The sequence below is a fragment of the Pseudomonas sp. PWP3-1b2 genome (assembly GCF_049896045.1).
Taxonomy (GTDB): Bacteria; Pseudomonadota; Gammaproteobacteria; order Pseudomonadales; family Pseudomonadaceae; genus Aquipseudomonas; species Aquipseudomonas antarctica_B.
On record NZ_JAFCTN010000012.1, the window covers coordinates 53,900 to 73,076 of the forward strand.

The following is a 19,177-nucleotide window of genomic DNA, read 5'->3' on the forward strand; positions in this document are numbered from 1 at the left end:
CAGGAGCGTTGTTATGCGTCATGGCGACATTTCCAGCAGCCCCGACACCGTCGGTGTCGCAGTGGTGAACTACAAGATGCCGCGCCTGCACAGCAAGGCGCAGGTCATCGAAAACGCGAAGAAAATTGCCGAGATTATCGTCGGCATGAAACAGGGCCTGCCGGGCATGGACCTGGTGGTGTTCCCGGAATACAGCACCATGGGCATCATGTATGACCATGACGAGATGATGGCGACCGCCGCGAGCATTCCCGGCGAAGAAACCGCGATTTTCTCGGCGGCCTGCCGCCAGGCGAATACCTGGGGCGTGTTTTCCCTGACGGGTGAGCGCCACGAAGAACATCCGCACAAGGCGCCGTACAACACGCTGGTGTTGATCAATAACCTCGGCGACATCGTGCAGCGTTACCGCAAGTGCATTCCGTGGTGCCCCATCGAAGGCTGGTACCCAGGCGATCGCACTTATGTGTGCGACGGGCCCAAGGGCATGAAGGTCAGCCTGATCATCTGCGACGACGGCAACTACCCGGAAATCTGGCGTGACTGTGCGATGAAGGGCGCCGAGTTGATCGTGCGCTGCCAGGGCTATATGTACCCGGCCAAGGAGCAACAGGTGCAGATGTCCAAGAGCATGGCCTGGGCGAACAACTGCTACGTCGCGGTGGCCAACGCTGCCGGGTTCGACGGGGTGTATTCATACTTTGGGCACTCGGCGATCATCGGGTTTGACGGGCGCACCCTGGGCGAATGCGGCGAAGAGGAAATGGGCATTCAGTTCGCGCAGTTGTCGGTGTCGCAGATCCGCGATGCGCGGGCCAATGATCAGTCGCAGAACCATCTGTTCAAGCTGCTGCACCGGGGCTACACCGGCATGCACGCCTCGGGCGATGGCGACAAGGGCGTGGCCGACTGCCCGTTCGAGTTCTATCGCACCTGGGTGCTGGACGCGCAAAAGGCTCAGGAGAACGTTGAGCAATTCACCCGCAGCACGGTGGGCGTGGCCGACTGCCCGGTGGGGCAACTGCCGCACGGCGGTAAAGAAAAGACGGCGGAGTAGGGCATGCGGTTTACCTTTGAACCGGCTCAGGTGATGGCGCTGTTGCGCAGCCGGATCGTCGGGCAGGACGCCGCGCTCGCCCAGGTGGAAGGGTTGCTCAAGGTGGTCAAGGCCGATATTGGCGAGCGTGACCGGCCACTGAGCGTCAACCTGTTCATGGGGCCAACCGGTGTTGGCAAGACCGAAATCGTGCGCTTGCTGGCCCAGGCACTGCACGGGCGTGCCGACGGTTTTTGCCGCATCGACATGCACACGCTGGCGCAGGAGCATTACGCCGCTGCGCTGACCGGCGCGCCGCCAGGGTATGTGGGCAGCAAGGAGGGCATCAGCCTGTTCAACAGTGAGTTGATCCAGGGCACTTACAGCCGACCGGGCATCGTGCTGTTCGACGAACTCGAAAAAGCCAGCCGGGAAGTGGTGCGCAGCCTGCTCGGTATTCTCGAAAATGGCCAACTGACCCTGGCCGGTGGCACGCGCACGCTGGACTTTCGCAACAGCCTGATCTTTATGACCAGCAATGTCGGTGCGCAACAGGCGCGGCGCCATCGCCAGCGGTTTGCCCATGGCTGGCGACGTTTGCTGCGGGTCTTCGTACGGGGCGAGGCGGCGGTGCTGGAAGAGGCGTTGCACAGGCATTTTGAGCCGGAATTTCTTAATCGTATTGACCGTATCCTGATATTCGAACCCATTGACAGCCAATGGCTCGAAGCATTGCTGGACGTGGAGCTGGCAAAGCTCAATCAGCGCCTGGCGTTGCAGCGTCGCTCGCTGACGCTGGATGAGCGGGCGAAGGCGTGGTTGTGCCGTCAGCACGACGCGCGCTTTGGCGCGAGGGCGTTGGGCCGGCGCTTGCGGGTGGAACTGGAACCCGCCATTGCCGAATGCCTGCTGCGCGAACCGGCTGTGCAAGCGATGCGCGCGACGGTGCGCGAGCAGCACCTGGAGGTTTTTGCGCAATAGCCTTGCAAGCCGCACCCTCCTGACTAATATGATCCGGGTAAAACACATAACATCCGGGTAAAACATCATGCCTGCGCAAAACTTGCCTCTGTGCACCGCTTTCGTTGGTCATCAGCGGGTGGTGGCCGGTAGCTATGCCGATGTCTGCGAGAAACTGTCACACCTCGGATTGGCGACTGGCAGCTTCCTGGTTTTCGATGATGCCACCGGCACCCAGGTCGACTATCCCTGGCCGGCAGGTTACGCGCCCGAGCAGCCAGCACAGGAAGATACCGATCCTGAGCCGCCCGTATCGCTGTCCGTCGGGCGTCCAAAATTGGGCGTCGTCGCGCGTGAGGTCACCTTGCTGCCGCGCCACTGGCAATGGCTCGGCCAACAGCGTGGCGGTGCCTCGGCGGCGTTGCGTCGGTTGGTCGATGAGGCTCGCACTGACCATGCCTCCCGTGATCAGATACGCCAGGCCAAAGACGCCAGCTATCGTTTCATGAGCGCTATCGGCGGCGACCTGCCCGGGTTCGAAGCCGCCTCGCGAGCACTGTTTGCCGGTGATGCGGCGACCTTTTCCAGCAAGATTGCGCAGTGGCCGACCGACGTGCAGACGTACCTGGCCTGGCTGTCGCGCAATGCTTTCCCCGCCTGATAATAATTCCGGGACCTGAATGACCATGCAAGTCACTCCCAATCGGCCTTTGTGGCGGATCTACCTGATCTTTCTGGCACCGATGGTGCTGTCCAACTTCCTGCAAAGTTTTTCCGGCACGCTGAACGGCATCTATGTCGGGCAAATGCTCGGCACCCAGGCGCTGGCGGCAGTGTCGGGGATGTTCCCCATCGTGTTTTTCTTTATTGCTCTGGTCATCGGCCTGGGGGCGGGCGCTTCGGTGTTGATCGGCCAGGCCTGGGGCGCTCAGGAAACCGCGATGGTCAAGGTGATCACCGGCGCGACCTTAACGCTGGGCGCGTTGGTGGGCCTGATTGCGGCAGTGCTCGGCAGCCTGTTTGCGCGCCCGGCATTGCAGGCGCTGGGCACGCCCATCGATGTGTTGGACGATGCGGTTGGGTACGCCCAAGTCATGATGTTGATCATGCCGCTGCTGCTGGTGTTTATCCTCTATACCCAGTTACTGCGGGGCGTCAGCGACACGATTTCGCCACTGCTGGCGCTGATGGTTTCAACCCTGGTGGGCCTGCTGCTGACGCCGGCACTGATTCGCGGCTGGATCGGCCTGCCGCCCATGGGCATCCAGAGTGCGGTGTACGCAGGCTTGGTGGGCAACGCGTCGGCCATGCTGTTTCTGATCCTGCGGCTGCGCCATAAAAATCATGTGATGGCGCCGGACCGTGAGCTGTTTGCAGCCTTGCGCCTGGACCGCGCGATTCTCGGCAAAGTCCTGCGCATTGGCCTGCCCACCGGCTTACAGATGGTGGTGCTGTCGTTGTCGGAATTGGTCATCCTCGCCCTGGTCAACAGCCATGGCTCCCAAGCCACGGCGGCGTATGGGGCAGTAACGCAAATCGTCAATTACGTGCAGTTCCCGGCGCTGTCGATTGCGATCACCGCGTCGATTCTCGGTGCCCAGGCGATTGGCGCCGGGCGCCTGGAACGTATCGGGCCGATCCTGCGCACCGGGCTGTTGATCAACACCTGCCTCACCGGCGGGCTGATCGTACTCGGCTACCTGTTGTCGCACTGGCTGCTGGGCTTGTTCATCACCGACGACGCCGCGCGCGTCAACGCCGAACACCTGTTGCACATTATGCTCTGGAGCGTTCTGGTGTTCGGGTTCCAGGCCGTGATCGGCGGGATCATGCGCGCCAGCGGCGTGGTGCTGATGCCCGTCGCCATTTCGATCTTCTGCGTGCTGTGCGTTGAGCTGCCGATAGCGTATTTGCTCAACGCGCACTTCGGCCTTGAAGGCGTGTGGATGGCGTTTCCGGTGACCTACCTGGCGATGCTGGCATTGCAGACGGGGTATTACCGACTGGTATGGCGGCACAAGCAGATCAAGCGGCTGGTGTGATTATTTAAAGTGGGTGTCGGCGACCGGCAGGATGCTCGCGACGTGCCAGCCGTTCTAACCGATGCGCTGCATCGCGGGCTCCATGGGGCTCATCGTTTGAGTCCCCGCACAAACAGCTCCAGCCCCTGCAGGCTTTCTTCAAGCCGTTGCGGCGGGTGCGTATCCCCGGCAATCCATAACGCACTGCTCACCAGGCTGCCATTGATCAGGCGCGCCAACGCCTGGCTGGCAGCCGGCTCGATGATATCTGCACGCATCAGGTCCTCCAGTACCGTCGCCAGAGAGTCCACGCAGTGTTGCTGATGGGTTGATGCTATAGCGCCGAGAACCGCGGGTGCATCTTGTAAAACGATGCGCTGGATTTCTGCATTTTGCGCCATACGCAGGTAAGTTCGGCAACGTTCACGGAACCCCTCCCACGGGTCGGTTGCCTGATCGGTGATGTGTTGCAATTGTGCATCCATCTCGCCGTCGAGTTGGGCGACCACCGCCGCCAGCAAGCCTTTTTTGTCACCGAAGTGGTGGTACAACGCACCCCGCGTCAGCCCGACGCGGGCGGTAAAATCGTCCATTGAGGTGTTGGCATAACCCTGCGTGGCGAAGGCCTCGCGAGCACTGGCGATCAACCGGGCGCGGGTGTCTTCGATCATGTCAGCGCGGGCTCGGCTCATGGACAAGTCTCGTTGAGGTGGGTGAGTGATTGACATACGCTGCGTATGCGAAGCATGATTTGCCACATACGCACCGTATGTATTTTGCCTTGATAACGTCAGATAGCAAGTTTCAAGGCGCCATGGAAGAGGTTAAGCAGGATGGCAAACCCCTACGCCGAGTTGTTCAAGGTCCCCGGCGCCCGAGCTTTTGTGCTGGCGGGCATGCTGGCACGCATGCCGGTGTCCATGACCGGTATCGGCCTGATCACCATGCTCTCGCAGGTGCATGGCGGCTATGGCTTGGCCGGCGCGGTGGCGGCGGTGTTCGCCCTGGCCACGGCCGTGTGTGCGCCGCAGGTGTCGCGCCTGGTCGACCGTTATAGCCAGGGCAGGGTGCTGCCGATTGCCGCAGTGATCGGCGGCGGTGCGTTATTGCTGCTGTTGCTGTGTACCCGGTTGCAGGCGCCGAGTTGGCTGTTGTTCCTGTTTGCGGCACTGGCCGGATGCATGCCGAATATGTCGGCCATGGTGCGCGCACGCTGGTCCGAGTTGTATCGCGGTCAGCCCCAATTGCAAACCGCGTTTGCCCTGGAGTCGGTGCTCGATGAAGTGTGCTTCATTGTTGGCCCGCCGATTTCCGTCGGCTTGAGTGTGGTGCTGTTTCCCGAAGCGGGACCGTTGGTGGCGGCGCTGCTGCTGGCGGTGGGCGTGACCACCTTTGTGCTGCAACGTGAGACCGAACCGCCGGTGCACGCGCACGAGGATCACCATGGCCGCCTGTTGATCGCCTCGCCGTCGGTGCTGATCCTGATGATCCTGCTGCTGGCCATGGGCGTGATCGTCGGCGTGGTCGATGTGGTCAGCGTCGCCTTCGCCCAGCATCAGGGCCAACCGGCGGCGGCGAGCATCGTGCTGTCGGTGTATGCCATCGGTTCGTGCCTGGCGGGGCTGGCGTTCGGCACACTCAAGCTCAAGGCGCCGCTGCCCCGGCAGTTTCTGTTTTGCGGCGTGGCCACCGCGTTGACCACCTTGCCGTTATTGCTGGTGACAGACATTCCCGGCCTGGCCGTGGCGATCTTTATCTCCGGGCTGTTCTTCGCGCCCACCTTGATCGTGTCCATGGCCCTGGTGGAGCAGGTCGTCCCGCCCAGCCGCCTCACCGAAGGCATGACCTGGCTGATCACCGGCTTGAGCATCGGGGTAGCCATTGGCGCCGCCAGTTCGGGCTGGATGATCGACCACTACGGCGCCACCGGCGGGTTCTGGGTGGCACTGGTGGCAGGCGCAGTGGTATTGGGTTCAGCCGTGCTGGGGTATCGATGGTTGGGCAGTCAGCCGATTGCCGGGCAAGGGTCTGCGCTGTGATGCTGCAAAAACTCGTTCAGCGCCTGGCGCGTCAGATCATTGAGCGTCACTTTCTTGCGGGCGGCGGCCAGGGCCGCGGCCAAATGCAGTTCATGGCCTACGCGTACGTTGAACGAGCCCTTGCAAGGCTTTTCCGGTAGCTGCCCCAAGCGTTGGCACGTGGCGAGGTAATCGTCGACGGCTTCACGGAAGGCCGCGTCCAGTTCAGCGACGGTTTTTCCTTCATAGCTGACCAGCGCCTTGATGAACAGAACCTTGCCGAACAGGCAGTTGTCTTCGAGGCTGGCGTCGATAGAGCCGATGTAGCCTTGGTGCTTCAGTTGGTTATTCACTGAATCAGTTCTCCTGATTTCAATTGTTCGATGATCTGGCGCCGAATGTAGCGTTTCAGTTCGTTGCCGGGGTGAGGCTTGTGCAAGGTGATCATTGCACTGGGGTGGCCGATGTCGAACTTGACGCGGCTTCCAGCCCTTCAATCTGTGTGTAGCCGAGCCGGTGCAGCAGCGTGATGAGCTCTGGCCAGGTAAATGCCATGTGCTCGTTGAGCAGTTTGGCGAGCAGCTTTTCATTTTTGGACACGGCGATCCTTGCCTGTAACTAAATGTAGTTGCAAAAAGTGATATGCGTCAATGCTAGCGTGTGTTCGTGCGCCTTTCCTGAGATTGATGTAACCCTTGATGACACCTCGCTCCATGCCCCCCATCCCCCGCTAATTTTTCCCTCCCCGGTTCGTTTTATAGGGACGACGTGCCTTTGTGCTTCCTGCCTATTGCTCCGGACTCCAACAAATGAATGCTGAAGACTCCTTGAAACTTGCTCGCCGGTTTATCGGGTTGCCCCTGGAAAAACGCCAGTTATTCCTGCAGGCCCTGCAGAAAGAAGGCGTGGACTTTTCCCGGTTTCCGATTCCGGCAGGGGTGGAGGTGGAGGATCGCCAGGTGCTGTCCTACGCGCAGCAACGCATGTGGTTTCTGTGGCAATTGGACCCGGCCAGCGGGGCCTACAACTTGCCGGGCGCGGTACGGCTCAAGGGTGAACTGAGTTTGCCCGCGATGGAGCAGGCATTTGCCAGCCTGGTGGCTCGCCATGAAACCTTGCGCACCGTATTCCAGCGCCAGGCGGATGACCGCTTGGCACAAGTCGCTGTCGAGCCTTCACTGGCCATCGAGCGGCTGGACATAAGCGCCCTGGCACCCGCCGAGCGTGAGCAGGCCGTCAACGAGGCTGCCACCCGTCAATCGCTGTTGCCCTTCGACCTGGAACACGGTCCCTTGCTGCGTTTGCAATTGCTCACCCTGGGTGATCAGGAGCATGTGTTGCTGCTGACCCTGCACCACATCGTCTCCGATGGCTGGTCGATGAACGTGCTGATCGACGAATTCATCCGTTTCTACGACGCGCACGAACGCAACGACGCGCCGCAACTGCCGGCGCTGCCGATTCAGTACAGCGACTACGCCCTGTGGCAGCGCCGCTGGCTGGAAGCGGGGGAGCAGGCGCGTCAATTGGAGTACTGGCAAGCGCGTTTGGGCGATGAGCATCCGGTGCTTGAGTTGCCGACTGACCGCCCGCGCCCGGCCAGGCCCAGCTATCAGGGCACCCGGCATAATTTTGCGATTGACCCGGGCCTGGCCGCGCAGCTGCGCACCTGCGCGCAACAGCACAACGTTACCCTTTTCATGCTGTTGCTTGGCGCGTTCAACGTGTTGCTGCATCGCTACACCGGGCAGGGCGATATCCGCATTGGCGTGCCCATCGCCAACCGCAATCGCAGTGAGGTGGAAGGGCTGATCGGCTTCTTCGTCAACACCCAAGTGCTGCGCACCGAGTTGACCGGGCAAACCCGCGTCGCCGAGCTGCTGCAAGGCATCAAGGAGCACGCCCTCGGCGCCCAGGCCCATCAGGAGCTGCCGTTCGAGCGCCTGGTGGAAGCCTTGAAGGTCGAGCGCAGCCTCAGTCATACGCCGCTGTTCCAGGTGATGTACAACCACCAGCCAGTGGTGGCGGACATCGCCTGCGTCAGCACCGCTTCCGGGCTGGAATTGGCCTTGGTGGAATGGCAGGGCCGCACCACCCAGTTCGACCTGACCCTCGACACCTATGAGAAATCCGGCACCCTGCACGCCGCGTTGACTTACGCGAACGACCTGTTTGAGGCGACGTCCATCGAGCGCATGGCGCGGCACTGGATCAGCCTGCTGCAGGCCATGGTTGCCGATGGCGAACAGCGCGTGGGTGAATTGCCGATGCTGGCTGCCGACGAGCAGCACTTGCTGGTGCGCGACTGGAACAGCACCGCCCAAGCGTACCCGACCGAGTGCGCTATCCATCAACTCATCGAAGATCAAGTACAGCGAACGCCCGATGCGCCGGCGCTGGTATTCGGCGCAACCACCTTGAGCTATGCCCGGCTCGACGCGCGCGCCAACCAGTTGGCCCATGCCCTGCGCGAGAAGGGCGTCGGCCCGGACGTTTTAGTCGGTATCTGCATCGAACGCTCCATCGAAATGGTGGTGGGCCTGCTGGCCATTCTCAAGGCAGGCGGCGCCTACGTGCCGTTGGACCCGGAATACCCCGAGGACCGGCTGGCCTACATGATCGAAGACAGCGGCATTCAGCTGCTGCTGACCCAGCAAAGCCTGCAGGCCTTGCTGCCCACCGAGGGCATCCAGGTAATTGCCCTCGATCAGCCGCACGACGGGCTCGACACCTACAGCACACAGTCGCCCGCCGTTGATGTTCACGCGCTCAACCTGGCTTATGTGATCTACACCTCGGGCTCCACCGGTAAACCGAAAGGTGCTGGCAACAGCCACCGGGCGTTGGTCAACCGCCTGTGCTGGATGCAGCAGGCATATGGCCTGCAGGCCCGCGACGCAGTGTTGCAAAAAACCCCGTTCAGCTTTGACGTGTCGGTGTGGGAGTTCTTCTGGCCGTTGATGACCGGCGCGCGATTAGTGGTGGCTGCTCCGGGTGAACACCGTGAACCGGCGCGCCTGATCGAGACCATCAACCGTCACGCGATCACCACCTTGCACTTCGTGCCATCGATGCTCCAGGCGTTTATCCATGAACCGGGTGTACACGCCTGCACAGGCCTCAAGCGCATCGTGTGCAGCGGCGAAGCCTTGCCGCTGGACGCGCAACGGCAGGTGTTCGCCAAACTGCCAAACGCCAATTTGTACAACCTCTACGGCCCGACCGAAGCTGCGATCGACGTGACCCACTGGACCTGCGTCGACGAAGGTGCCGACAGCGTGCCCATCGGCCGCCCCATCGCCAACCTCGCCACGTATGTGCTTGATGCCCAACTCAACCCGGTCCCCGCCGGTGTGGCTGGCGAACTGTACCTGGGCGGCACGGGCCTGGCGCGCAGCTACCACCGTCGCCCGGCGTTGACCGCCGAGCGCTTCGTGCCGAGCCCGTTTGTGAGGGGCGAGCGCCTGTACCGCACGGGTGACCGCGTAAGCCAGCGTGCTGACGGCGTCATCGACTATCTCGGCCGCCTTGATCATCAGGTCAAGCTGCGCGGCTTGCGTATCGAACTGGGTGAAATCGAGATGCGCTTGATGCAGCACCCAACGGTGCGCGAGGCCGTGGTGTTGGTGCAGGGCGGCAAGCAACTGGTCGCCTATTTGGTGCTCGAAAGCGATGAGCTAGCCGACCTCAAGACCTGGCTGCTCAAGAGCCTGCCGGAATACATGGTGCCGACGCACCTGATGCCGCTCGCTACACTGCCGGTGACCGCCAACGGCAAGCTTGACCGCAAGGCGCTGCCGCTGCCGGACGCTGCGCCGCCGCAGGCTTTTGTCGCGCCGCAAACTGACCTGCAAAAAGCCTTGGCGGCTATCTGGTGCGACGTGCTTGGCGTCGATCAGGTCGGCCTGGACGACAACTTTTTCGAACTGGGCGGCGATTCGATCATCTCCATCCAGGTGGTCAGCCGCGCCCGTCAGGCGGGCATTCGCCTCAACCCGCGTGACCTGTTCCAGTACCAGAGCATTCGCAGCCTGGCCCCCGTCGCAACCCGTGAGCAGGCCAGCGTTGTCGATCAAGGGCCGGTCAGCGGCGAGGTGATCCTGACACCTGTGCAGCAGAGCTTTTTTGCCCAGGCGATCCCCGCGCGTCACCACTGGAACCAGTCCCTGCTGCTGACCCCGCGTGAGGCGCTGGAGCCAACACGCCTGGAAGCGGCGCTGACGCAGTTGCTCAACCATCATGACGCCCTGCGCCTGCGCTTTGTGAAGCACGCCGACGGTTGGCAGCAAGCCCATGCCGCGCCAGTCACCGAACCTGCGCTGTGGCAGTGCCGCGTCAACAATGATACGGAATTGGCCGCGCTGTGCGACGAAGTCCAGCGCAGCCTCGACCTGGCGCAAGGCCCATTGCTGCGCGCCGCCCTGGTCGCCATGGCCGATGGCTCTCAGCGTTTGCTGCTGGTGGTGCATCACTTGGTGGTGGACGGCGTTTCGTGGCGCATCCTGCTCGAAGATCTGCAACAGGCTTACCGCGGTGCGCCGCTGCCGGCCAAGACCAGCGCCTATCAGCAGTGGGCGCACCACCTGCAAGCCCACGCGCAAACCCTCAACGCACAACTGCCTTTCTGGCAGGCGCAATCCGTCGACGCCGAGCTGCCGTGTGACAACCGCCAGGGCAGCCTGCAAAACAGCCTGGGCTGCAAAATCGAAGTTCGCCTCAGCGCCGAGCACACGCGCCAGTTGCTGCAAGATGCTCCGGCGGCCTATCGCACCCAGGTCAACGACCTGCTGTTGACCGCATTGGCTCGCGTGGTGTGCCGTTTCAGCCATCAGCCGGCAGCGCTCATCCAGCTGGAGGGGCATGGTCGCGAAGATCTGTTCGAAGGCCTGGACCTGACCCGCACCGTGGGCTGGTTTACCAGCCTGTTCCCGTTGAGTTTGCGGGGTGAGGGCACGCTGTCCGAGTCGATCAAGACCGTTAAAGAGCAACTGCGCGCAGTGCCAGACAAGGGTATTGGTTTCGGTCTGTTGCGCTACCTCGGCCAACCGCCAGCCCGCGCCACTCTGGCGCAACTGCCAGTGCCTCGAATCACCTTCAACTATCTGGGCCAGTTCGACCGTCAGTTTGATGACTCGACGCTGTTTGTACCGGCCACCCAGGGCAGCGGCCAGGCTCAGGACCTCGAGGCGCCTCTGGCCAACTGGCTGACGGTAGAGGGTCAGGTCTACGGCGGCGAGTTGGCCTTGAACTGGGGCTTCAGCACGGCGATGTTCGACGCCGCCACCGTGCAGTCGCTGGCGGATCAGTTTGCCACCGAACTCGTTGCCGTGATCGAACATTGTTGCGCGCAAGCTGCGCCGCACGCCACGCCGTCGGACTTCCCGCTGGCCCGCGTAACGCAGGCTCAACTCGATGCATTGCCGGTGCCGTGCGGTCAACTCGATGACCTGTACCCGCTGTCGCCAATGCAGCAGGGCCTGTTATTCCACACCTTGTATGAGCAGGCAGCAGGCGAATACATCAACCAGTTGCGCGTCGACGTCTCGGGCCTCGACCCGCAGCGTTTTCGTGCGGCCTGGCAGGCCAGCGTCGACGCCCAGGACATTCTGCGCAGCGGATTTGTCTGGCAGGGTGAGTTGGCGCAGCCGTTGCAAATCGTGCACAAGCAGGCGCAATTGCCATTCACTGTTGTTGATTACCGCAACCGCAGTGATCAGCGTCAGGCACTCGTCGCCCTGGCTGACGCCGAGCGCCAGCAGGGTTTTGACCTGGCACAGGCGCCGTTACTGCGCCTGGTGCTGGTGCAACTCGGTGCTGATCAATGGCACCTGATCTACACCCATCACCACATCCTGATGGACGGCTGGAGCAATTCACAGCTGCTCGGCGAGGTGTTGCAACGCTACCGCGGCGAGACGCCCGCGCGTGCCGGTGGCCGTTACCGTGATTACATTGCCTGGCTGCAACGCCAGGACGGCCAACTGAGCGAGCATTTCTGGAAGGCGCAACTGGCGCCGCTGCAAACGCCTACACGCTTGGCGCGAGTGGCACCGGGCGAAGGCGATGAGCGCGGTCACGGCGATTACTTCCAGACCCTCGATGCCAAGGCGACAGGCGTATTGGAACGCTTTGCGCGTCAGCAAAAAGTGACCGTCAACACGCTGGTCCAAGCCGCCTGGCTGCTGTTGCTGCAGCGCTACACCGGTCAGGAAGCAGTGACATTCGGCGCGACCGTGGCCGGTCGCCCGGCTGACTTGCCGGGCATCGAAAATCAGGTCGGGTTGTTTATCAATACGTTGCCGGTGATCGGTACGCCGCGTCCTGACACCAGCGTCAGCGCCTGGCTGCACGCCGTGCAAGCACAAAACCTCAGCCTGCGTGATTTCGAACACACGCCCATGGCAGATATCCAGCGCTGGGCCGGGAGGGGCGGCGAGGCCTTGTTCGATACTATCCTGGTGTTTGAAAACTACCCGATTGCCCAAGCGTTGCAGCAGCCCGGGCTGGAGTTGGTGTTCGGTGACGTTGGCAACCTGGAACAAACCCACTACGCGTTGAGCGTGGCCGTGACGCTGAGCCAACACCTGACGCTGCATTACAGTTTCGACCGCGCTCAGTTCGCCCCTGACACCGTGACCGATATCGGCGCGCACCTGCTGCACCTGCTGGAGCAATTCGCCCAGGCAGGCGAACGTCAGCTCGGTGAAATCGCCCTGGCCAGCCCCACGGAACAAGCGCGCCAGCAGATGAGCAATCAGCCGCAACCTTACCCGGTGGATGTCGCTGTGCATCAGCGCATCGCTGCGCTGGCGCTGGCGCAACCACAGCGAACGGCAGTCATTTTCAATGACCAACCCTTCAGCTACGCCGAAATCGATCAGCGCGCCAACCGCCTTGCCCATGCCCTGATCGCCCGTGGCGTTGGCGCCGAAACACGGGTGGGCGTGGCGTTGCCGCGCAGCGAAGCAGTGATTGTGGCGCTGCTGGCGGTGCTCAAGGCTGGCGGTGCTTATGTACCGCTGGACATCAGCTACCCAAGCGAACGCCTGGCCTACCTGATTGAGGATTCCGGCCTGGCGCTGTTGCTCAGCGATTCCTCGGTCTCGGCGCAACTGCCGGTGGGTGAAGAGGTGCCGCTGCTGGAACTCGACCGCCTCGATCTGCGCGAACAGCCGCTGGTGGCCCCGCAGGTTCAGCTCGACCCACATAACCTCGCTTATGTGATTTACACCTCCGGCTCCACGGGTAATCCCAAAGGGGTGAGTGTGGCTCATGGCCCGCTGGCGATGCATTGCCAGGCCATTGGCGAGCGCTATGACATGCGCGACAGCGACTGTGAGTTCCACTTTATGTCGTTTGCATTCGACGGCGCCCACGAACGCTGGCTCACAGCCCTGACCCACGGTGCTTCGCTGCTGATTCGCGATGACAGCCTGTGGACGCCGGAACAAACCTACAACGCGATGCGCAAGCACGCGGTCACGGTGGCGGCCTTCCCGCCGGTGTACCTGCAGCAACTGGCCGAGCATGCCGAGCGCGAGGGTCAGCCGCCAGAGGTGCGTATCTATTGCTTCGGTGGTGACGCGGTGCCCGCTGCAAGTTTCGAGCGGGTCAAGCGCGCCCTGAATCCGCACTATATCATTAACGGCTACGGCCCCACTGAAACCGTGGTCACGCCGCTGATCTGGAAGGCTGGCCGCGATGTAGCGTGCGGCGCTGCCTATGCGCCGATCGGCAGCCGTATCGGCGACCGCAGCGCGTATGTGCTCGACGCCGACCTGAACCTGCTGCCCCAAGGCATGGCCGGTGAGTTGTACCTCGGCGGCACGGGGCTTGCGCGGGGTTACCTGAACCGACCGGGGTTGACCGCAGAGCGTTTTGTTGCCGACCCGTTCAGCCACACTGGCGGCTTGCTCTACCGTACCGGCGACCTGGTCTGCCAGCGGGCCGACGGTACATTCGACTACCTCGACCGAATCGACAACCAAGTCAAAATTCGCGGTTTCCGTATCGAGTTGGGTGAGGTTGAAGCTGCCTTGCAAGCCCTGGACGGTGTGCGTGAAGCCGTTGTGGTCGCCCAGGAAGGCAGCGCCAGCAGCGGCAAGCGCCTGGTCGCCTATGTGGTCGGCGATGTGCCAGACGCGAGGTTTACCGAACGCCTGCGCGAACAACTCACCGTCAACCTGCCTGCGCATATGGTGCCGGCCTATGTCGTGCGCCTGGAACGAATGCCGTTGACCCCCAATGGCAAACTTGATCGCAAGGGCCTGCCCAAGCCTGACGTCAGCCAGTTGCAGCAGGACTATGTAGCGCCGCAATCGCTGTTGGAGCAGCAGTTGACGGGCATTTGGCAAGACGTGCTCAAGCTGGAGAAAGTGGGCATCAACGATAACTTTTTCGAGCTGGGCGGTGACTCGATCATCTCGATTCAGGTGGTCAGTCGCGCCCGTCAGGCCGGCCTTCGGTTGACCCCCAAAGACCTGTTTCAACACCAGACTGTCCAGGCGCTCGCCAGCGTGGTGCGCAGCGATGCGCCGGCGCAGGTCATTGATCAGCAGGCGGTGACGGGTAGCACCGCCTTGCTGCCGATTCATCAGGCGTTCTTTGCCCAGGACATTCCTGACCGCCATCACTGGAACCAGTCGGTGATGCTCAAACCTGGCAGTGCGCTGGAACTGCACCTGCTGGAACAGGCCATGCAGGCGCTGCTGGTGCATCACGACAGCTTGCGCCTGAGGTTTTTCGAGGGGGCTGCTGGCTGGTCCACCCAGTACGCTGATCTGCCTGCGGCGGGTGATCCGCCATTGGTGTGGCAGGCGGATGTCAGTGATGCCGCGCAACTGCAGGCGCTTGGCAATCAGGCCCAGCGCAGCCTGCACCTCAGCGACGGCCCACTGGTGCGAGGGCTTCTGGCGAATTTGCCGGACGGCACCCAGCGTCTGCTGTTGATCGTGCATCACTTGGTTGTCGACGGCGTTTCGTGGCGAATTTTGTTCGACGATTTGCAGACCGCTTACCGTCAGTGCCTGGCAGGCCAGGCCATCGCGTTACCGGCCAAGACCAGTGCGGTCAAGGCCTGGGCACAAGCGCTGCAACGCTACGCGGTTTCGGCGCCGTTGCAGGCGCAAGTGGGTTTTTGGCAGCAACAGTTGTACGGTGCCTCGCCGGTGTTGCCGTGTGATCGCCCGGACGGTGAGCAGCGGTATTGCCAGTCGCTTTGCGTGCGTAGCCGGTTGGACAAAAACCTGACCCGTGCGCTGTTGCAGGACGCACCGGCGGCCTATCGCACCCAGGTCAACGACCTGTTGCTGACCGCCCTGGCGCGGGTGGTGGTGCGCTGGACCGGTAACGACAGCCTGCTCGTGCAGCTCGAAGGCCATGGCCGCGAGGACCTGTTTGACACTGTCGACCTCACCCGCAGCGTCGGCTGGTTTACCAGCCTGTACCCGGTGCAGTTGACCCCGCACGCCGAGTTGGACGCTTGCCTCAAGCACATCAAGGAACAACTGCGCGCAATCCCGAACAAAGGCATCGGCTTTGGTGCCCTGGCGCAGTTTGGCGATGAACAGGCGCGTCAGGCGTTGGCCGCACTGCCGGTGCCGCAATTGACGTTCAATTACCTGGGCCAGTTCGATGGCAGTTTCGCCGCGAACGACGAAGCGTTGTTCGTCCCGGCGAGTGAATCCGGCGGTGAAGAGGTGAACCTGCAAGGTCCACTGGGCAGCCGGTTGGCCCTGGACAGCAAAGTCCTGGGAGGCGAGCTGGACCTGAGCTGGACATTCAGCAGCGAGGTATTCGATGAAACCAGCATCCAGCGCCTGGCCGATGAGTATCTGCGCGAGCTGACTTCGTTGATTACCCATTGCTGCGACCCTGCCAACCGGGGCGTCACGCCATCCGACTTCCCGCTGGCGCGCTTGAACCAGACGCAACTCGACGCGCTGGCCTCTCAGCCGCAGAACGTCGAAGACGTCTATCCCTTGTCGCCGATGCAGCAAGGCATGTTGTTCCATACGTTGCTGGCCCAGGGCGATGGCGATTACATTAATCAGATGCGCCTGGACGTCGATGGCCTCGACCCGCAGCGTTTCCGCGCCGCCTGGCAGGCCGTTATGGATGCACACGACATTCTGCGCAGCGGGTTTTTCTGGCAGGGCACGCTTGAGCAGCCGGTGCAGGTGGTCCGCCGCCAGGTCGACGTGCCGTTCCGCATGCTTGACTTGAGGGCCACGCCCGACCTCGACGCCGCTGTGCAAACCCTGGCTGACGAGGAACGCGCCCAAGGCCTGGACCTGACGCACGCACCGTTGATGCGCCTGGTGCTGGTGCGCACTGGCGCTCACTCCCATCACCTGATCTACACCAACCACCATATCCTGATGGACGGCTGGAGCAGCGCGCAGTTGCTCGGCGAAGTGCTGCAGCATTACCGCGGTGAAGCCGTGCCCCGCCCGAGTGGCCGTTATCGCGACTACATCGCGTGGCTGCAACGCACAGACTCGGCACTCGGCGAGGCCTTCTGGCGCGACCAGTTGCGTGACCTGAACGAACCTGTGCGGCTGGCCGACGCGTTTTCCCGACCGATACGCGCCATTGCCGAACCGCTGTATGAGCACCATCACCTGAACCTTGAGAGCGAACAAACACGGCGCCTGGGGGAGTTTGCCCGCGAGTCGAAAGTGACCGTCAACACCGTGGTGCAGGCTGCCTGGTTGCTACTGTTACAGCGGTACACCGGTAAATCCTGTGTGGCATTTGGCGCGACGGTGGCTGGCCGTCCGGCGGAGCTTGCGGGGATCGAGCAGCAAATTGGCCTGTTCATCAATACCCTGCCGGTCATCGCCAGCCCGCGCTCCGAGCAGCGCCTGGGTGAGTGGTTGCAAAGCGTGCAGGCGCAAAACCTTGCGCTGCGCGAGTTCGAGCATACGGCCCTGTTTGATATCCAGCGCTGGGCCGGGCAGGGCGGGGATGCACTGTTCGATAATATTCTGGTGTTTGAAAACTACCCGATTTCCGAGGCGCTGGAAAAAGGCTCGCCCCAGGGGCTGCGCTTTGGTGCAGTGTCCAATCTGGAGCAGACCAACTACCCGCTCACGTTGCTGGTCGGGCTCGGTGCCCAATTGACGGTGCAGTTCAGCTATCAATGCGCGAGCTTCAGCCAGCAGGCCGTCGAACAACTGTCCACACACCTCAAACGCCTGTTGCTGCAAATGAGCGGGGATGCGGCACAGCCGTTGGGTGCGCTGACCTTATTGTCACCGAGTGAAACGACACAACAGTTGCTGGAATGGAACGCCACTCGCCAGCCGTATCCGGCGCACGCCAGCCTGCACGCGCTGTTCGAAGACCGGGTGCGACTGACACCGCACGCGACTGCGCTGGTGTTTGCCGAACATTCCTTGACCTACGCGCAACTCAATGCCCAAGCCAATCGCCTGGCCAATCGCCTGATCGAGCACGGCGTGCGGCCGGATCAGCGGGTGGGCATCGCCCTGGATCGCGGGGTGGAAATGATTGTCGGGCTGCTGGCGATCCTTAAGGCTGGCGGAGCGTATGTGCCGCTTGACCCGCAGTACCCGGTGGACCGTCTGGCCCACATGATCGAAGACAGCGGCCTGCGCTTGCTGCTCACCCAGGCCTCCTTGCTGGGCCAGTTGCCGCTGCCTGCCGGCGTCCAGACCCTGTTGCCGACGGCGCTGCATGAGCCAATCAGCGATTCGCTGGAGGACAATCCTCAGGTAGCAGTCAGCAGCGACAACCTGTGTTACGCCATCTACACCTCCGGCTCCACCGGCAAGCCGAAAGGCGTGATGGTGTCCCACGGCGCACTGGTGAATTTTGTCGCGAGTATGGCGCGTGAGCCGGGCATCGAGGCCTGCGATCGCGTGCTGTCGCTGACCACATTCTCGTTCGACATTTTCGGCCTGGAACTCTATGCCGCCCTGTCCAGCGGCGCGACTGTGGTGCTGGTGGACACGCTGACCGCCCATGACCCACAGGCGCTGCTGGAGGTGATCGAACAGCAACAGGTCAGTGTGGTTCAAGCGACGCCCTCAACCTGGCGCATGCTGCTCGACCATCCCCAGGCCGCCCGTCTTGCCGGGCGCAAATGCCTGTGTGGCGGTGAGGCGCTGGCCGAAGAGCTGGCGCAACGCTTGCTCGACGTGGCGGGCGAGGTCTGGAACCTCTACGGGCCGACCGAAACCACGGTCTGGTCTGCGGCCTATCAACTGACTGCGGACAAGCGTTTGCCCTACCTCGGTCGACCGATTGCCAATACAACGCTGTATATCGTCGGTGAGCACTTCGCAGCCAACCCGGTCGGGCTGATCGGTGAGCTGCTGATTGGCGGCGACGGCCTGGCACGCGGTTATCACCACCGCGCGGCGCTGACGGCCGAGCGTTTCTTGCCGGACCCGTTCGGCAATGGCACGCGTCTGTACCGCACCGGCGACCTTGCGCGGTATCGCGCCGACGGTGTGATCGAGTACATCGGCCGGGCTGACCATCAGGTGAAGATCCGCGGGTTCCGCATTGAACTGGGCGAAATCGAAGCCTGCCTGCTGGCACACCACAGCGTCCGCGAAGCCGTGGTGGTGCCGCAGCCGGGGCCGGGCGGGATGCAACTGGTGGCCTATCTGGTTGCAGCCGATGGCCAGAGCAAGCCATTGCCGGCAGCGGGCACCTTGCGCGATGAGTTGAAGACTCACCTGGCCTCGTTGCTGCCCGACTACATGATTCCTGTGCACTGGATGCCGCTTGAACACTTCCCGCTGACCCCCAACGGCAAGCTTGACCGCAAGGCGTTGCCGCTGCCGGATGCCAATCAACTGCTCAGGGCCTATGTGGCGCCGCAGGGCGCGCTGGAACACAGCATCTCGCTGATCTGGCAGGACGTACTCAAGCTCGCGCGGGTAGGGCGCGAGGACAATTTCTTTGAACTGGGCGGGCATTCGCTTCTGGCAACCCAAGCCACTGCACGCCTGCAAATGGAGCAGGGCGCCGCCGTGCCCCTGGACCTCTTATTCAGCACCGCATCGTTGGCCGAATACGCCGAGCAACTGGCGGTTCACCTGACCCCTCACTCCAGCGATGACCTGAGTGAGATGCATGACTTCCTGGCAGACCTGGAGACCCTTTGA

8 protein-coding genes and 1 pseudogene are annotated in these 19,177 nt (G+C 62.4%); 6 read left to right on the forward strand and 3 right to left on the reverse strand.

Going from position 1 to position 19,177, the window contains the following annotated elements; genetic code table 11:
* Nucleotides 1–13: 13 nt before the first annotated feature.
* The 4 genes from ACP7A2_RS10595 (at nucleotide 14) to ACP7A2_RS10610 (ending at nucleotide 4,038) form a co-directional block, all read left to right on the forward strand.
* Nucleotides 14–1,057, forward strand: coding sequence for an aliphatic amidase (locus ACP7A2_RS10595; protein ID WP_426134151.1), 1,044 nt, complete (start codon nucleotides 14–16; stop codon nucleotides 1,055–1,057).
* A gap of 3 nt (nucleotides 1,058–1,060) precedes the next feature.
* Nucleotides 1,061–2,017: an AAA family ATPase gene (locus ACP7A2_RS10600; protein ID WP_426134152.1), complete on the forward strand. Its 957-nt coding sequence runs from the start codon at nucleotides 1,061–1,063 to the stop codon at nucleotides 2,015–2,017.
* Between the two features lie 67 nt (nucleotides 2,018–2,084).
* Entirely contained in the window at nucleotides 2,085–2,657 is a 573-nt protein-coding gene (locus ACP7A2_RS10605; RefSeq protein WP_426134153.1) for a DUF2239 family protein, read from the forward strand.
* A gap of 25 nt (nucleotides 2,658–2,682) precedes the next feature.
* On the forward strand, nucleotides 2,683–4,038 hold the full coding sequence (locus ACP7A2_RS10610) for an MATE family efflux transporter (protein WP_426134154.1): 1,356 nt from the start codon (nucleotides 2,683–2,685) through the stop codon (nucleotides 4,036–4,038).
* 89 nt (nucleotides 4,039–4,127) lie between these two features.
* Here the strand turns inward: ACP7A2_RS10610 and ACP7A2_RS10615 are convergent, their stop codons facing one another.
* Nucleotides 4,128–4,709 (reverse strand): TetR/AcrR family transcriptional regulator, encoded by a 582-nt coding sequence (locus ACP7A2_RS10615; RefSeq protein ID WP_426134155.1) that lies wholly within the window; start codon nucleotides 4,707–4,709, stop codon nucleotides 4,128–4,130.
* Between the two features lie 141 nt (nucleotides 4,710–4,850).
* On the opposite strand from ACP7A2_RS10615, the gene ACP7A2_RS10620 reads away from it, so the two are divergent.
* Nucleotides 4,851–6,056, forward strand: a complete 1,206-nt coding sequence (locus tag ACP7A2_RS10620; RefSeq protein ID WP_426134156.1) for an MFS transporter — start codon at nucleotides 4,851–4,853, stop codon at nucleotides 6,054–6,056.
* Here ACP7A2_RS10620 and ACP7A2_RS10625 read toward each other — a convergent pair.
* Together ACP7A2_RS10625 and ACP7A2_RS10630 are read right to left on the reverse strand one after the other, a co-directional pair.
* Nucleotides 6,023–6,388, reverse strand: a complete 366-nt coding sequence (locus tag ACP7A2_RS10625) for a type II toxin-antitoxin system HicB family antitoxin (protein ID WP_426134157.1) — start codon at nucleotides 6,386–6,388, stop codon at nucleotides 6,023–6,025. The genes ACP7A2_RS10620 and ACP7A2_RS10625 overlap by 34 nt on opposite strands.
* A pseudogene (locus tag ACP7A2_RS10630) lies at nucleotides 6,385–6,635 on the reverse strand (type II toxin-antitoxin system HicA family toxin). Before ACP7A2_RS10630 ends, ACP7A2_RS10625 begins: the two are co-directional and overlap by 4 nt.
* 209 nt (nucleotides 6,636–6,844) lie before the next feature.
* Between ACP7A2_RS10630 and ACP7A2_RS10635 the strand changes: the two are divergent.
* A complete protein-coding gene (locus ACP7A2_RS10635) occupies nucleotides 6,845–19,177 on the forward strand; it encodes a non-ribosomal peptide synthase/polyketide synthase (protein ID WP_426134158.1) in 12,333 nt (4,110 codons plus the stop codon).